The sequence below is a fragment of the Acidaminobacter sp. QWL-03 genome, assembly GCF_058683855.1.
In genome coordinates, this window is the sequence record NZ_CM178752.1 from 2,727,342 (window position 1) to 2,743,079 (window position 15,738).

Below are 15,738 nucleotides of genomic sequence, written 5' to 3' on the forward strand. Positions count from 1 at the left end.
TTGATAACGCCAGTCCAGAATGAATACAATGCGGAACAGATCCAGGTCCTGGAGGGGTTGGAGCCAGTTCGGAAACGTCCTGGCATGTACATTGGAACTACGAGTCTCAGAGGGCTTCACCATTTAGTTTACGAAATTGTTGACAACAGTATAGATGAAGCACTAGCGGGGTATTGCACTCAAATTGATATAGTTATAGGTGAGGATAATACGATCATGGTATCTGACAATGGTCGTGGTATGCCTGTTGACATGCATAGCAAGTCAAATAAGCCAGCTGTAGAGATCATCCATACAGTTTTGCACGCTGGTGGTAAGTTCGGTGGCGGGGGATACAAAGTATCAGGTGGTCTTCATGGCGTTGGTGCTTCTGTTGTCAATGCGCTGTCAGAATGGATGATCGTTGAGGTCAAAAGAAATGGCAAGATCTATAAAATTGAATTTTCAAGAGGTAAAACTACATCTGAACTAAGCGTCATTGGCGAAACTGATGAAAATGGTTCAAAAACCACATTTAAACCGGATGCGCAAATATTTGACGAGACAGTTTTTGATTTTCAAACACTGGAATATAGACTTCGAGAGATGGCTTTCTTAAATAAAGGCATAAAAATTTCTCTGACTGATGAACGTAGTGAAACCACAAGAAAATCAATTTTCTTTTACGAAGGCGGAATTAAGGAATTTGTCACTTATCTGAATAAAAATAGAACATCTATACATGACAATGTCATCTACAGAGAATCTCAAGTTGAAGGCAATACAGTCGAGATCGCGGTCCAATATACAGATGGCTATACTGAAAATATTTATACTTTTGCAAATAATATCAATACTCATGAAGGCGGCACTCATTTGAGCGGCTTTAAAAGTGCGCTTACGAAAGCTATTAATGATTACGCCAGAAAGAAAGGCTTTCTGAAAGAAAAAGAAGAAAATTTGACAGGTGAAGATATCCGAGAAGGTATTACAGCTATCATTTCTGTTAAATTGCCAGAGCCGCAATTTGAAGGCCAGACAAAGACTAAGCTCGGAAACAATGATATTCGGGGCGTTGTCGAATCTGTTGCTTCTGAAATGTTCAGTGAATTCCTTGAGGAAAATCCAAACGAAGGAAAGATCATCAGCGAAAAGTGTATTCGCGCCTCAAAAGCAAGAGAAGCTGCGCGCAAAGCGCGGGAACTTACCAGAAGAAAAGGTCTTCTTGATGGGATGACATTGCCCGGGAAATTAGCCGATTGTTCCGAACGCGACCCATCAAAAACAGAAGTCTATATTGTCGAAGGAGATTCCGCGGGCGGCAGTGCAAAACAGGGAAGAGACAGAGCTACCCAAGCGATTTTACCGCTTCGCGGAAAGATACTGAACGTTGAGAAGGCAAATTTTTCTAGAATATTCAATTCAGCTGAAATCAGAGCTATGATTACAGCATTTGGCTGTGGAATTGGTGATGAATTTGATGTCGAAAAGCTCAGATATCATAAAATTATGATTATGACTGACGCGGATGTTGACGGCGCTCATATCAGGACTCTTCTTCTAACCTTCTTTTTCAGGTATATGAGACCGTTGATTGAGGAGGGCTATATTTATATTGCCCAACCGCCGCTTTATAAAATTAGCAAAGGTAAATCTATGCAGTATGCCTATTCAGATCAAGAGCTGCAAAAGATCCTTGAGGAAAGTGGAAGAAATGTCGATATTCAAAGATATAAGGGTTTGGGTGAGATGAATCCTGAGCAGCTTTGGGAGACTACCATGGATCCTGAAAACAGAATTATACTCAGAGTGGGCATTGATGATGCTGTTGAAGCGGATATGATTTTTTCAACCCTAATGGGAGAAAAAGTAGATCCAAGGAGAGAATTCATTGAGGAAAATGCCAGATATGTCACTAATCTGGATGTTTAAATTAATCTGATGATTTTTATTAAATAATGCAGAAGTAATTTCGGGAGTAATCCCGAAGAGAGGTGTGCTCAAGTGGAGAATGAGATACAAAGAGTAGTGAATATGGACATCAGCAAAGAAATGAAAAAATCGTACATTGACTATGCCATGAGTGTCATTGTCAGTCGAGCATTGCCTGATGTCAGAGACGGATTGAAACCGGTTCATAGACGAATATTATTTGATATGCACGAGTTGAGTTTTGGTCCTGATAAACCATATAGAAAATCAGCAAGAATCGTCGGTGACGTTCTGGGTAAATTTCATCCCCATGGCGATTCCTCTGTTTATAATGCAATGGTACGGATGGCTCAAGAATTTTCTATCCGTTATCAGCTGATTGATGGACATGGAAACTTTGGATCTATAGACGGAGATTCCGCGGCAGCTATGCGTTACACAGAAGCGCGTATGTCTAAAATTGCCACTGAATTGTTGAAAGACATAGATAAGGAAACAATCGATTATAGACCAAACTTTGATGAAACTCTCCAAGAGCCTGTAGTTCTGCCATCGAGATTTCCAAATCTGTTGGTCAATGGTTCAAATGGTATAGCTGTCGGTATGGCAACAGCTATACCTCCTCATAATTTATCTGAGATTATTGATGCAACCCTTGCAATGATTGACGATCCGGACATAGATATCGAGGATTTGATTGACTTGGTAAATGGTCCTGACTTTCCTACAGGTGCTCAAATCATGGGGTCTGAGGGCATAAAAAGAGGCTATAGAACAGGTCGAGGAAAAGTCATTGTCCGTGCAAAGGCTAGTATTGAAGAAATTAGAAAAGATAAAACAGCCATTTTGATCTCAGAGATTCCTTATCAAGTCAATAAGTCCAAAATGCTGGAAGACATTGCCGGACTCGTTAGGGATAAAAAAATTGACGGCATCACAGATTTGAGGGATGAGAGTAATAGGGAAGGGATCAGAGTTGTTGTTGAGCTTCGCCGCGACGCGAATGCCAATGTTGTTCTGAACCAGCTTTATAAGCATACTCAATTACAATCGACTTTTGGCATCAATATGATTGCGCTGGTAGAAGGAGAACCAAAACTTTTAAATTTAAAGCAAGTCCTTTATTATTACATCCTTCACCAAAAAGACGTCGAAACGAGACGTGTTCAATTCGATTTGAGAAAGGCCGAAGAGCGGGCACATGTACTCGAAGGTCTTATGATAGCGTTGAATAATATTGACGATATGATCGATTTAATTAAAGCAGCACCGAATCCGCCGCAAGCTAAAATAAGTTTAATAGAAAAATATGCATTGAGTGAAATTCAGGCACAAGCTATTTTGGATATGCGCCTTCAGAGACTGACCGGACTCGAGCGCGATAAAATAGAAAATGAATACAATGAAATCTTAGGCTTAATAAAATCTCTCAAAGAGATTTTATCGGATGAAGCGTTGTTATTCGACATCATTCGAACGGATCTTGTCAGAATCAAAGATAAATATGGTGATCCAAGAAGGACTGAAATCACCATTAATTATGATGAAATTGACATTGAGGATATGATCGAAGACGAGGATGTAGTCATTACTTTGACACATAGCAATTACATCAAGCGAACTCCGGTCGATACCTATGCAGCACAGAAACGTGGCGGTAGAGGAAAAACAGGTGTTACAACAAAAGAAGAAGATTTTGTAGAGAATATTTATACAACTAGAACGCATGATTATCTTTTGTTCTTTACAAACTTCGGAAAAGTTTACCGCCTTAAAGCCTATCAGATTCCTGAGAGTGGTCGTGTAGCCAGAGGTACTGCTGTAGTTAATTTAATACAGTTGGAACCTGAGGAGACTGTAACAGCTGTTATACCAATTAAATCATTTGAGTCTGGCTTCTTAATGCTCATGACGAAGAAGGGTATCGTCAAAAGAACTGCCTTGAATAAATTTGACAGCTCAAGAAAGAATGGTCTAATTGCAATCCATCTTAATCCAGATGATGAGTTGATCAGCGTTCGTGAAACTTCTGGCTTGGATGAGGCCATAGTCATCACGAGTCATGGTATGTCTGTGCGATTTAATGAGAATGATGTTCGTGAAATGGGACGTGTTGCTACAGGTGTCAGAGGTATACGTCTCAGTGACAATGATGAAGTGGTGTGTATGGAGATCCTTAGATCGGACAGCAAACTCTTGATCGTCAGCGAGAACGGCTATGGAAAGAGAACTGAGCTGGATGAATACAGAATACAAACCAGAGGCGGCAAGGGTATTAAGACTTACAATATGAATTCCAAAACAGGAAAAGTTGTAAGCGCCAGAGTGGTCAAAGATGATGAAGAAATTATGTTGATCAATAGTCAGGGCGTTTTGATCCGATTACGTGTTGATGAGATTTCAGTGCTTGGAAGGTCAACAAGCGGAGTCCGCCTTATGCGGACAGATGAAACTTGCTGTGTCGTTTCAACTGCAAGGATTATGGATAAGCCTACAGAGGAAGAAGAGTAAATAGTAAAAACTGAAAAATTGTTTTATTTTCAAATAATGGGATATTAATTGAGTAACAGCCCCCTTATATTGATTCATTTATGGAGCCGCCACTGTGTGGCTCTTTTTTTCGTCAAAAATTAAGGCATGCCATAGGAATATGATCCTATGACATGCCAGAAGAGTATCCTTTGAAATTATGACAAAAACAGATAAGGCGTATACAACATGATAAAGAAGATAAGATCAATAATATTAAAAAAGATATAGGATTTCATATAGTGGGTGCCTTTATTTCTCTTACTGAAATCCATGAAACAATAGAGCGCAATAGCGGTTAAAGCTATCCCCCATCCAAATACCTCTGCAGGTGTATCTATAAAAAATGGAAAGTTTTCAAATTTCTCTGTCTGACCAATAATTTTTGAGTTAACGAATATAAACTTTGCAATAATATGAAGCAGGATTGAAACCTTCAACAATTTATCGCCATTGCGTTCTGCCCAGTTGATATAAAACATAGAGGCAATCAACACGAGGATCAGGATTGGCATTAAAATATAGACCTCAAGAATTAATCCTAAGTAAGAAAGCGGCATAAAGGTTGTTAGCGTTGTCAGTAAAAGGTTTATAATTTCTTTGCTTTTGATATTTAAACTTTTTTCAATAAGTTCAGGATGGTTAGAACTTAAGTATAATGTTGACTGACCTTTTGAAATTTCAGAGAAAACTAAATATTGGTTTTTATTTGAAGATGGCTCAGTTCTCAATTCGAAAAAAAATGGTTTAATTGAAGGATGTATGCTGTTTGTTAGAGTATTAAAACTCATTTCGTTTACTTCACTTGTAACAAGATTTGTAAATTGTCCTCCTGAAGTCTGAATATCTACTCTTCCAATTGAAGTATTGAAAGAGAATGCAATCATAACCCGATTGTTCTTCAAGTAATAGGTTGGGAAGAGTGAATAATTTTTGGAGGTAAATTTTGTCGTATCAAACTGCTCTGATGAATCAATCGGTCCATCGAACATATGAACATAATTTGTTCCGCTTTTTTGATCTTTAAGTACAGTGGTTGAGAAATAGTGGTTTTGATGTATAAAAAGTGCTATTTCTGAAGGGATCATGGAATTGCTGCCGACATATTTCTGAAGTTCAACCTCTTTCAAGGGTTCCATGAATTCATTCATAACAACAAGTTTTTGTCGATAGGCAGTCTGATCATAATAGGTAAATGTAATATACCATCGGTTGCCTGTATGATTTGAAGTCAGGGTTTCAATATAATTTGCTTCTGAAATCTTGTAGTGCTCTCCTTCATAATATAAATATATGGCATGGTCATTGGCATAAAGCAAATGGTCTGAGCCAAGGTGAGCTCTGCGGGGATTGTTGACGATCAACACCGCATCTCTTAACGGTTCACCGGTCTTCAAAGAAAAAGACTGTTCAAAAAAAAGCTGATTTCTATCTTTATAAAAAAGATTTAGACTATCTTCATTCACAGATCTTTGCCCATTTATGTTTTGCACAGAAGCTGATGTATTTAGTTTTAAAGCATTCAACGGTTCCCCTGAAGCATCGAACTTCATTGTGGTTACAGAGGATGAATCTGCATAAGTTAAAAGAAATGAGTCAGCCTCCGGAACTATAAAGGTATTTTTGGCATAATAATCTTCATAGTCGCCAGTTATATCAAATTGAATGAGTTCGATTCCTCTACTCAATCCACTATCAGGAAGTTTCATCAAATCGATATAGAGGACCATAAAGAGTACAGAAAAAAGTAACAAAGTTGTAAGAGAAAAAATTATCTTCCAGTGGATCCTTCGTTTCAATGTAAGCGCCCCCAAAGATTTGAATCTGATTGGTGCAAAACGTTTGTTCTAACTAATTCTACTATTTCGCATCATAGACTTCAAGATATTCAAAATTGGTTTCATGTTATTAAATTAGTTAACCGTGATACACGGACAGTATTAAAATAAAAATCAAGTTGTACGTTTGTAGAAATTAGTCGTATAATAGTGGCATGCTTTTGTTGAAGGTTTAAATTTATCATCGAATTTCTAGGTTTAGTGAAGCTTTTTCGAGGGTACAATAGATTTGGCTGATTCTATTAAGGGGGGCGTACGGTGTCACTTCAGATTATAAAGCAATTTAATGAACATACAATTCAATGGGAGGTTGAACTGGTCGGTGACGCAGATATCCAAACAAGCGGAAGGCTAAAAGACGAGCTTAATGCAATGTTGGATGAAAATGAGTCAAACATGCAATTGAACTGTGAGCGTTTGACTTACATCGACAGCACCGGTTTAGGTGTCTTGATTGGCATTTTAAAAAGGGTAAAAACAAAAGAAAAGAACATTTATATTATGAATGCTCAGTCTAATATGAAGAAATTATTAAGCATCACTGGCCTCGATAAAATATTTGTCATTGTATGACATCTAGAACAGAATGAAGGTGGAGAATCAATGGTAGATAATGTAACAATTACTTTGCCAAGCAAAGCTGAATTTGTAAGTGTTGCGAGGCTCACTGCATCTGTAATTGCAAATACAATGGGATTTGATTTTGAAGAAGTGGAAGATATTAAAGTTGCGGTGGGAGAAGCTTGCAATAACGCCGTGATTCATAGTCGTTCAGACGAATATTTTGGTATTAATTTTACTGTGAGCAATGGCACTTTTGTTGCTGAAATTGAAGATAAAGGTTATGGTTTTAGCCTGGATCATTACGAAACACCTGATTTAAACAATCACAAAGAAAATGGATTGGGTCTTTTTATCATGAAGTCTTTGATGGATGATGTACAAGTTTTCACTGAAATTGGAAATGGAACCAGAATCGTATTGACAAAGTACCTAGAATAATGATTAGATAATTAAAAGTAACTATTGTTCCTAGAGATATAGAGAGAGATAGGAGCCAGATGCAAACATGAGGTTTGCATCAGCATTCTATTGAAAACAGGGGCTGATTAGATGGGCAATACGTTGGACTCGAAGGCGCTTGATTTTGAAAAAATCAAGGACCTGTCGCAAGTTGACAGCAAAGTGCTCTTCAGGCTTTACAAAGAAACGAAGGATCTTGAAATTAGAAATGAACTCATAACGCGTTATATTTACATCACGGAGATTCTTTCAAAGAAGTATATCAATAAAGGGATTGATTATGAGGATATTTATCAGGTTGCAGCGCTGGGATTGATATATGCCATTGAGCGTTTCGACATCGATCGAGGATTTGAGTTCTCTAGCTTTGCTACGCCAACAATTATTGGCGAAATTAAGAAGTATTTTAGAGATAAAGGCTGGTCGGTCAGAGTTCCTCGTCGTATCCAGGAGTTGTCAAAGAAAATTAATGTAGCAAAAGTTAAATTGCAGCAAGACCTACAGCGCGTTCCTAAAATTGAGGATTTGGCGCTCTATTTGAATTGCACTGAAGAACAGATCATTGAAGCAATGGAAGCTTCCCAGGTATATACACCAAAATCATTGGATATTAGTTTTGATTCAAATGGTGACGATAAGGATATTCAATTGATAGACATAGTTGGTGAGGACGACAAATATTTTGATCTTGTTGAAAATCGCGATTTTATTGATAAATGTATGGAAAAGCTAAATGAAGTAGAAATCAAAATAATTAAAGATCGATTTTTCGAGAATAAAACTCAAATTCAGGTAGCTAATGAATTGTGCGTTTCACAAATGACTGTTTCTCGAATGGAGAAAAAAATCCTTAGAAAATTCAAAAAAGAATATAAGAAACTGACAGAAATTTAGAAGTAAATTTAAAACATAAAACGAAAGCCCGAGAAAATTGTGAATTTTCTCGGGCTTTTATCATTCAGTTACTAAAATCTTACAAAACCTACTTTATCCTTGACCCTATCAAGGACGTGATTGGCGGTCAGATCAGCATGTTGAGCACCAGCTTTTAAAATCTCAATTATCTCTCCGGAAGATAACACTTCATGATATCGATCTTGAATTGGTTTCAATTGGTTATTTACAATTTCAACCAGATCTTTCTTGAACTGTCCATAACCTTGCCCGGCATACCTTTTCTCGATATCTTTGAGTGCAGTTCCATCAATTAACGAATAAATGGACATAAGATTGCTAATGCCAGGCTTTTGTATAAGATCATATCTCACTTCACTTTCGCTGTCAGTGGTAGCTCTCATGATTGATTTTTTGATCCGGTCAGGAGAATCCAAAATTGTGATTTTACTAAATTCATTCGGATTACTTTTACTCATCTTGGAAGACGGATCATCCAACGCCATAATTCTGGCGCCGACTTCCTGAATCATTGGCTCAGGAACTACAAAGGTGTCACCATATCTATTGTTGAATCTAATCGCGACATCTCGAGTCAATTCAATATGCTGCTTTTGGTCTTCACCAACCGGCACGTAGTGTGTATCATATAGCAATATATCAGCTGCCATCAGTGCAGGATAGGTAAATAATCCTGTGGAAAAGACCTCTTTTCCCTTGCTTTTATCTTTGAACTGCGTCATTCTGCTAAGCTCTCCCATATAAATATGGCACTGTAAAATCCATGCCAATTCAGCGTGGGCGGAAACAGTAGATTGCAGGAATAGAGTCACTTTCTTTGGATCCAGTCCAATTGCTATGTACAAAGCAGCTAAATCAACGGAATTCTTTTTTAATGTTTCAGGATCTTGAGGTACAGTTATAGAGTGCATGTCAACGACGCAGTAAAAACAATCATTGTCGTCTTGTAGTTTGACAAAATTCTTCATGGTGATATAATTTCCAAGATGTATCTGACCGGTAGGTTGTACGCCGGAAAATATTCGTTTCATTGATGTTACCTCCCTGTGGATGAATTATTCACATTATAATATACTTCATTCATTGTTTCAATTTTTTCCGATGGTTGTAGAAAGGGTGTCTCATTTGCGGCGGACATTGAAGTTCAATATAATGATAGTTTTGTTTCTGGTATGCTTTTTGGCAGTGGGATGCAATTCTTCGACCACTGAAGAGGAGTTTGATAACCCAACAGTACATCGCCCTGAAGTTGTTAAGATTGGAGTTTTCGAACCCATCTCTGGTCTTTATAAATACGCGGGTAATCTGGAACTTGAAGGGATCAAACTAGCTAATCAGCTTTATCCTGAAGTGGATGGCATTAAAATTGAATTGGTGATCATGGACAATCAATCTGATAAGTTAACATCGGCCGCAGTAGTAAGTAATTTAATTCAAAATGAAGGTGTAAGTGCTCTGATTGGAAGCTGGAGTTCTACATTATCTCTTTCCGCCGGCCCTATATTGAGCGATTTAAAAGTGCCTGCAGTCGCTCCTACCAGTACGAATCAAGATCTGACAGTTGGAAACGATTATTATTTTAGAGCATGTTTTTCAGATTCTTTTCAAGGTAATGAGTTAGCCAATTATGCCTATTATGATTTGGGTTTTCGCAAAGTAGCGTTGGTCACAGAGCAAGGCAATGATTATTCCAATGGTTTGGGCCGTTTTTTCGTCGAAAGATTTATTGAATTAAATGATTCTGATTCTGATTCTGTGATATTTAAATTAGAGTATAACCCCAATCGTTCAATTGATGTAAATGAAGTCGACAAGATCATATCACTGGATCCAGAAGCAATTTTTATTCCGGGTGGGTATGATCAGTCTGCCCAGTGGATTCAGACAGCAATAGGACGAGGCTATAATGGGATTTTTATTGGTGGGGATACTTGGGATAATGACGTCTTTATAACTTATGGAGGAAAAGCCGTCGAAGGTGTCATTTTTTCATCCTTTTATTCGAGTGAGATTGCATTGACGCAGGAATCCACAGTTTTTGCTGAAAATTATAGGAATAAATACGGAAAAGAACCTACTTCAATTGCCGCTCTCGGCTATGATGGTTATTTGATGATAAAAGATGCCATTCAAAGATCCCAGTCATCAAATCCAGAAGAAATACGAAATGCACTTGAGGAAACTTCAAATTTGGCTGGCGCAGCTGGTCTTATCACAATGAATGAGTTCGGTGAGCCCGAGCGGAATTTAATTATTAAAACCATTGAAAATGGGGTTATCAGATCCCTAAAAACTATAGACAACTAAACAATGTCCCTTTATTTCTGCATGCGTTTTGCATTGCTTATAATGAAGGGATTTTTTAATAACATTTATTATTAAAAACAACTAAAAACTGATAATTCAAACTTTATAAATTGAGGTTGACGTGGCCTATACTGCGTGTTAAGATAGGCAAGTCGTCTGTTGACAGAGAATATCTGAAACACTTTGAAATCAAGTAAATCAAAAAAAATGAAAAAGTGTTTGACAAATGATGATTAAATAGATATAATAATTAAGCACTCTGAAATTGAGAGCGACACATTCGATCCTTGAAAACTAAACAGTGTACAACCCAAAATTCTGAAATAAAAAGTCGGTTCTGCTTGGAACCGGCAAAGTGATTTCTGATTATGGAAATAACGGAAGTCAGTGTTACAACTGCAGTTTAAGGATTATGATTAAGAGTTTGATCCTGGCTCAGGATGAACGCTGGCGGCGTGCCTAACACATGCAAGTCGAGCGCGATTAGTTGGACTGGAGGCTTCGGCCAAAGGGAAGACTATGAAAGCGGCGGACGGGTGAGTAACGCGTGAGCAACCTGCCCTGTACAGGGGGATAGCCACTGGAAACGGTGATTAATACCCCATAACCCCAAAGGACCGCATGGTCCAATGGGCAAAGCCACAAGCGGTACAGGATGGGCTCGCGTCTGATTAGCTAGTTGGTGAGGTAACGGCTCACCAAGGCGACGATCAGTAGCCGACCTGAGAGGGTGAACGGCCACACTGGAACTGAGACACGGTCCAGACTCCTACGGGAGGCAGCAGTGGGGAATATTGCACAATGGGCGCAAGCCTGATGCAGCAACGCCGCGTGAGTGAAGAAGGCCTTCGGGTCGTAAAACTCTGTCCTAAGGGAAGAAGAAGTGACGGTACCTTAGGAGGAAGCCCCGGCTAACTACGTGCCAGCAGCCGCGGTAATACGTAGGGGGCAAGCGTTATCCGGAATCACTGGGCGTAAAGGGTGCGTAGGCGGCTGATCAAGCCAGGGGTGAAAGGCAATAGCTTAACTATTGTAAGCCTTTGGAACTGGTCAGCTTGAGTGCAGGAGAGGAAAGCGGAATTCCTAGTGTAGCGGTGAAATGCGTAGATATTAGGAGGAACACCCGTGGCGAAGGCGGCTTTCTGGACTGTAACTGACGCTGAGGCACGAAAGCGTGGGGAGCAAACAGGATTAGATACCCTGGTAGTCCACGCTGTAAACGATGAATACTAGGTGTCGGGGGTCAAAGCCCGGTGCCGCAGCTAACGCATTAAGTATTCCGCCTGGGGAGTACGGTCGCAAGACTGAAACTCAAAGGAATTGACGGGGACCCGCACAAGCAGCGGAGCATGTGGTTTAATTCGAAGCAACGCGAAGAACCTTACCAGGTCTTGACATCCCTCTGAATGGCGCTTAGCAGCGCAGGTCTTTCGGGACAGAGGAGACAGGTGGTGCATGGTTGTCGTCAGCTCGTGTCGTGAGATGTTGGGTTAAGTCCCGCAACGAGCGCAACCCTTGCCTTTAGTTGCCAGCACATTATGGTGGGCACTCTAGAGGGACTGCCGGTGACAAACCGGAGGAAGGTGGGGATGACGTCAAATCATCATGCCCCTTATGATCTGGGCTACACACGTGCTACAATGGCCGGTACAACGAGAAGCGAAACCGCGAGGTGAAGCAAATCTTTTAAAGCCGGTCCCAGTTCGGATTGCAGGCTGAAACTCGCCTGCATGAAGTTGGAGTTGCTAGTAATCGCGGATCAGCATGCCGTGGTGAATGCGTTCCCGGGTCTTGTACACACCGCCCGTCACACCATGGAAGTTGGGGGGACCCGAAGCCAGTGATCCAACCGTAAGGAGGAAGCTGTCGAAGGTAAAACCAATGACTGGGGTGAAGTCGTAACAAGGTAGCCGTATCGGAAGGTGCGGCTGGATCACCTCCTTTCTAAGGAGAAAATTGGGGTACACTGTTTAGTTTTGAGGGATTGATGAAAATCAATTTCTTAAAAACATCATATTGAGTTGTTGGCGTAAGGTTACTTGGTAACTTTGCATCATCAACAGAGCAAAAGTCGAAAGGAGAGCGCCGTAAGGTCGGCGATCGACTTGCGAGCTTTTGCGCCTCGCACCTTGAAAACTGCATATGGAAGAAAACGAAGAAATGTCGAGGATAAACCCATGACGAGAGATCGTCATATGATCAAGCAATAAAGAGCATAGGGTGGATGCCTTGGCACCAGACGCCGATGAAGGACGTGGTAAGCTGCGAAAAGCTGCGGGGAGTTGCAAGCAAACCTTGATCCGCAGATGTCCGAATGGGGAAACCCATCTGCCGTAGTGGGCAGATATCCGTACATGAATACATAGTGTGCGGAAGGGAGACTCGGGGAACTGAAACATCTAAGTACCCGAAGGAAGAGAAAGAAAGTATCGATTTTCTGAGTAGCGGCGAGCGAAAGGGAAACAGCCCAAACCGAGGCCTACGGGCGTCGGGGTTGCGGACGAGCCATAGAGTAAGAGGTAACCTAGTCAAAGAGTGCTGGAAAGCGCTGCCGTAGAGGGTGATAGCCCCGTAGACGAAAGGTGAAGACTGAAAGAGCTCGATCCAGAGTACCACGGGACACGTGAAATCCTGTGGGAAGCAGGGAGGACCATCTCCCAAGGCTAAATACGATCTGGTGACCGATAGCGCATAGTACCGTGAGGGAAAGGTGAAAAGAACCCCGGGAGGGGAGTGAAATAGAACCTGAAACCCTATGTTTACAAGCAGTGGAAGCGCCTGAAGATGCGCGACCACGTACTTTTTGTAGAACGGGCCAACGAGTTACGTTACGCAGCAAGGTTAAGTGCTTAAGGTACGGAGCCGAAGCGAAAGCGAGTCTGAATAGGGCGAAAGTTGTGTGACGTAGACCCGAAACCGGGTGACCTATCCATGAGCAGAGTGAAGCAAAAGTAAAATTTTGTGGAGGCTCGAACCCATGTCTGTTGAAAAAGGCTGGGATGACTTGTGGATAGCGGAGAAATTCCAATCGAACTCGGAGATAGCTGGTTCTCCCCGAAATAGCTTTAGGGCTAGCCTTAAAGAATGAGACACGGAGGTAGAGCACTGAATGGCCTAGGGGCTTTCACCGGCTACCGAAGCTTATCAAACTCCGAATGCCGTGATCTTAACTTTAGGAGTCAGACCATGTGTGATAAGATTCATGGTCGAAAGGGAAACAGCCCAGACCGTCAGCTAAGGTCCCAAAATGCAGGTTAAGTGGAAAAGGATGTGGAATTGCACAGACAACTAGGATGTTGGCTTAGAAGCAGCCATACATTTAAAGAGTGCGTAATAGCTCACTAGTCGAGTGGTTCTGCGCCGAAAATGTCCGGGGCTAAAACCTGCTACCGAAGCTACGGCTTGATGCTATGCATCAGGGGTAGGGGAGCATTGTGTAAGGGCAGAAGGTATACCGAAAGGCGTGCTGGACATTACACAAGAGAGAATGTTGGCATGAGTAGCGAGAGGCAGGTGAGAATCCTGCCCGCCGAAAATCTAAGGTTTCCTGGGGAAGGTTCGTCCGCCCAGGGTAAGTCAGGACCTAAGCTGAGGACGAAAGTCGTAGGCGATGGACAACAGGTGAAGAGTCCTGTACCGCCAAATAGCGTTTGAGAGATGGAGTGACGCAGGAGGATAGGCAGAGCGCACGGTTGGAAGAGTGCGTCCAAGGGCGAAGTCTGTACGGGGAGGCAAATCCCCCTGTATAAGGATGACGCTTGATGGGGAGTGAAACTAAGTAACGAAGCTGCTGATTTCAGACTGACAAGAAAAGCTTCTATCGAGTTATAAGGCGCCTGTACCGCAATCCGACACAGGTAGATGAGTAGAGAATACTAAGGCGAGCGAGAGAACCATTGTTAAGGAACTCGGCAAAATAACCCCGTAACTTCGGGAGAAGGGGTGCCCCAGACGGTGTCAAAGCCGACTGGGGCCGCAGAAAACAGGCCCAAGCGACTGTTTAACAAAAACACAGGTCTCTGCTAAATCGAAAGATGATGTATAGGGGCTGACGCCTGCCCGGTGCTGGAAGGTTAAGAGGAAGTGTCAGAGCGATCGAAGCACTGAATTGAAGCCCCAGTAAACGGCGGCCGTAACTATAACGGTCCTAAGGTAGCGAAATTCCTTGTCGGGTAAGTTCCGACCCGCACGAAAGGCGTAACGATTTGGGCACTGTCTCAACAATGGACTCGGTGAAATTGTAGTATGGGTAAAGATGCCCATTACCCGCAGCAGGACGGAAAGACCCCGTGGAGCTTTACTGTAGCTTGGCACTGAACATTGGTATTGGATGTACAGGATAGGTGGGAGACTAAGAGGCATGGACGCCAGTCTGTGCGGAGTCGACGTTGGGATACCACCCTTTCAATATCGCTGTTCTAACCCGAAGCCGTGATCCGGCTTGGGGACACTGCCAGGTGGGCAGTTTGACTGGGGCGGTCGCCTCCCAAAATGTAACGGAGGCGCTCAAAGGTTCCCTCAGTGCGGTTGGAAATCGCGCGAAGAGTGCAAAGGCAAAAGGGAGCTTGATTGCGAGACAGACAAGTCGAGCAAGTACGAAAGTAGGACTTAGTGATCCGGCGGTACCGAATGGAAGGGCCGTCGCTCAACGGATAAAAGCTACCCCGGGGATAACAGGCTTATCTCCCCCAAGAGTCCACATCGACGGGGAGGTTTGGCACCTCGATGTCGGCTCGTCTCATCCTGGGGCTGAAGTAGGTCCCAAGGGTTGGGCTGTTCGCCCATTAAAGAGGCACGCGAGCTGGGTTCAGAACGTCGTGAGACAGTTCGGTCCCTATCCGCTGTGGGCGCAGGAAATTTGAGAGGCGCTGTCCTTAGTACGAGAGGACCGGGATGGACGCACCGCTGGTGTATCGGTTGTTCCGCCAGGAGCACGGCCGAGTAGCTATGTGCGGCAGGGATAAGCGCTGAAGGCATCTAAGCGCGAAGCCCCCCTCAAGATGAGATTTCCCATTCGAAAGAAGTAAGACCCCTGATAGACTAACAGGTTGATAGGTCTGAGGTGTAAGAGCGGTAACGCTTTCAGCTGACAGATACTAATAGGTCGAGGGCTTGATCAAGGTTTACAAATCGATATTAGAGTAATCTTCCGTATGCGGTTTTGAAGGTGTGAAAAATACTTTCAATGTGAGACAAGAGATCAAGGAAGTTTTTT

8 protein-coding genes and 2 rRNA genes are annotated in these 15,738 nt (G+C 42.1%); 8 read left to right on the top strand and 2 right to left on the bottom strand.

Annotated elements, in window-relative coordinates; all coding sequences use genetic code 11:
- Both gyrB and gyrA read left to right on the top strand, forming a co-directional pair.
- Complete coding sequence (gene gyrB / locus AC4PHM_RS12775) at positions 1 to 1,911, top strand: DNA topoisomerase (ATP-hydrolyzing) subunit B (protein WP_492018137.1); 1,911 nt, start codon at positions 1 to 3, stop codon at positions 1,909 to 1,911.
- Positions 1,912 to 2,013: 102 nt separating this feature from the next.
- On the top strand, positions 2,014 to 4,422 hold the full coding sequence (gene gyrA, locus AC4PHM_RS12780) for a DNA gyrase subunit A (protein WP_492018138.1): 2,409 nt from the start codon (positions 2,014 to 2,016) through the stop codon (positions 4,420 to 4,422).
- Between the two features lie 176 nt (positions 4,423 to 4,598).
- Here gyrA and AC4PHM_RS12785 read toward each other — a convergent pair whose 3' ends face one another.
- A complete protein-coding gene (locus tag AC4PHM_RS12785; protein WP_492018139.1) occupies positions 4,599 to 6,239 on the bottom strand; it encodes a hypothetical protein in 1,641 nt (546 codons plus the stop codon).
- Between the two features lie 297 nt (positions 6,240 to 6,536).
- Between AC4PHM_RS12785 and AC4PHM_RS12790 the strand changes: the two genes are divergently transcribed.
- From AC4PHM_RS12790 to AC4PHM_RS12800, 3 genes are all read left to right on the top strand, one after another.
- Positions 6,537 to 6,851: an STAS domain-containing protein gene (locus AC4PHM_RS12790; RefSeq protein ID WP_492018140.1), complete on the top strand. Its 315-nt coding sequence runs from the start codon at positions 6,537 to 6,539 to the stop codon at positions 6,849 to 6,851.
- A 30-nt stretch (positions 6,852 to 6,881) separates the two neighbouring features.
- Positions 6,882 to 7,280, top strand: a complete 399-nt coding sequence (locus AC4PHM_RS12795) for an ATP-binding protein (protein WP_492018141.1) — start codon at positions 6,882 to 6,884, stop codon at positions 7,278 to 7,280.
- A gap of 111 nt (positions 7,281 to 7,391) precedes the next feature.
- Entirely contained in the window at positions 7,392 to 8,195 is an 804-nt protein-coding gene (locus tag AC4PHM_RS12800; RefSeq protein WP_492018142.1) for a SigB/SigF/SigG family RNA polymerase sigma factor, read from the top strand.
- A 71-nt stretch (positions 8,196 to 8,266) separates the two neighbouring features.
- Here the strand turns inward: AC4PHM_RS12800 and trpS are convergent, their stop codons facing one another.
- Positions 8,267 to 9,247 carry a tryptophan--tRNA ligase gene (gene trpS / locus AC4PHM_RS12805; RefSeq protein ID WP_492018143.1) on the bottom strand — a complete coding sequence of 327 codons (981 nt, stop codon included), beginning with the start codon at positions 9,245 to 9,247 and terminating at the stop codon, positions 8,267 to 8,269.
- Positions 9,248 to 9,368: 121 nt separating this feature from the next.
- Here trpS and AC4PHM_RS12810 point away from each other — a divergent pair, with 121 nt between their 5' ends.
- From AC4PHM_RS12810 to AC4PHM_RS12820, 3 genes are all read left to right on the top strand, one after another.
- Entirely contained in the window at positions 9,369 to 10,523 is a 1,155-nt protein-coding gene (locus AC4PHM_RS12810; protein WP_492018144.1) for an ABC transporter substrate-binding protein, read from the top strand.
- A gap of 412 nt (positions 10,524 to 10,935) precedes the next feature.
- A 16S ribosomal RNA gene (locus AC4PHM_RS12815) occupies positions 10,936 to 12,467 on the top strand.
- Between the two features lie 253 nt (positions 12,468 to 12,720).
- Positions 12,721 to 15,643: ribosomal RNA gene (locus AC4PHM_RS12820) — 23S ribosomal RNA — on the top strand.
- The 16S and 23S rRNA genes sit together here, the layout of an rRNA operon.
- The last annotated feature ends 95 nt before the right edge of the window (positions 15,644 to 15,738 follow it).

Bases quoted from the DNA above. Each gene is read 5' to 3' on its own strand.
- trpS (WP_492018143.1), bottom strand. From the start codon at position 9,247: ATGAAACGAATATTTTCCGGCGTACAACCTACCGGTCAGATACATCTT.
- AC4PHM_RS12810 (WP_492018144.1), top strand. From the start codon at position 9,369: ATGATAGTTTTGTTTCTGGTATGCTTTTTGGCAGTGGGATGCAATTCT.
- AC4PHM_RS12800 (WP_492018142.1), top strand. From the start codon at position 7,392: ATGGGCAATACGTTGGACTCGAAGGCGCTTGATTTTGAAAAAATCAAG.
- AC4PHM_RS12795 (WP_492018141.1), top strand. From the start codon at position 6,882: ATGGTAGATAATGTAACAATTACTTTGCCAAGCAAAGCTGAATTTGTA.
- gyrA (WP_492018138.1), top strand. From the start codon at position 2,014: ATGGACATCAGCAAAGAAATGAAAAAATCGTACATTGACTATGCCATG.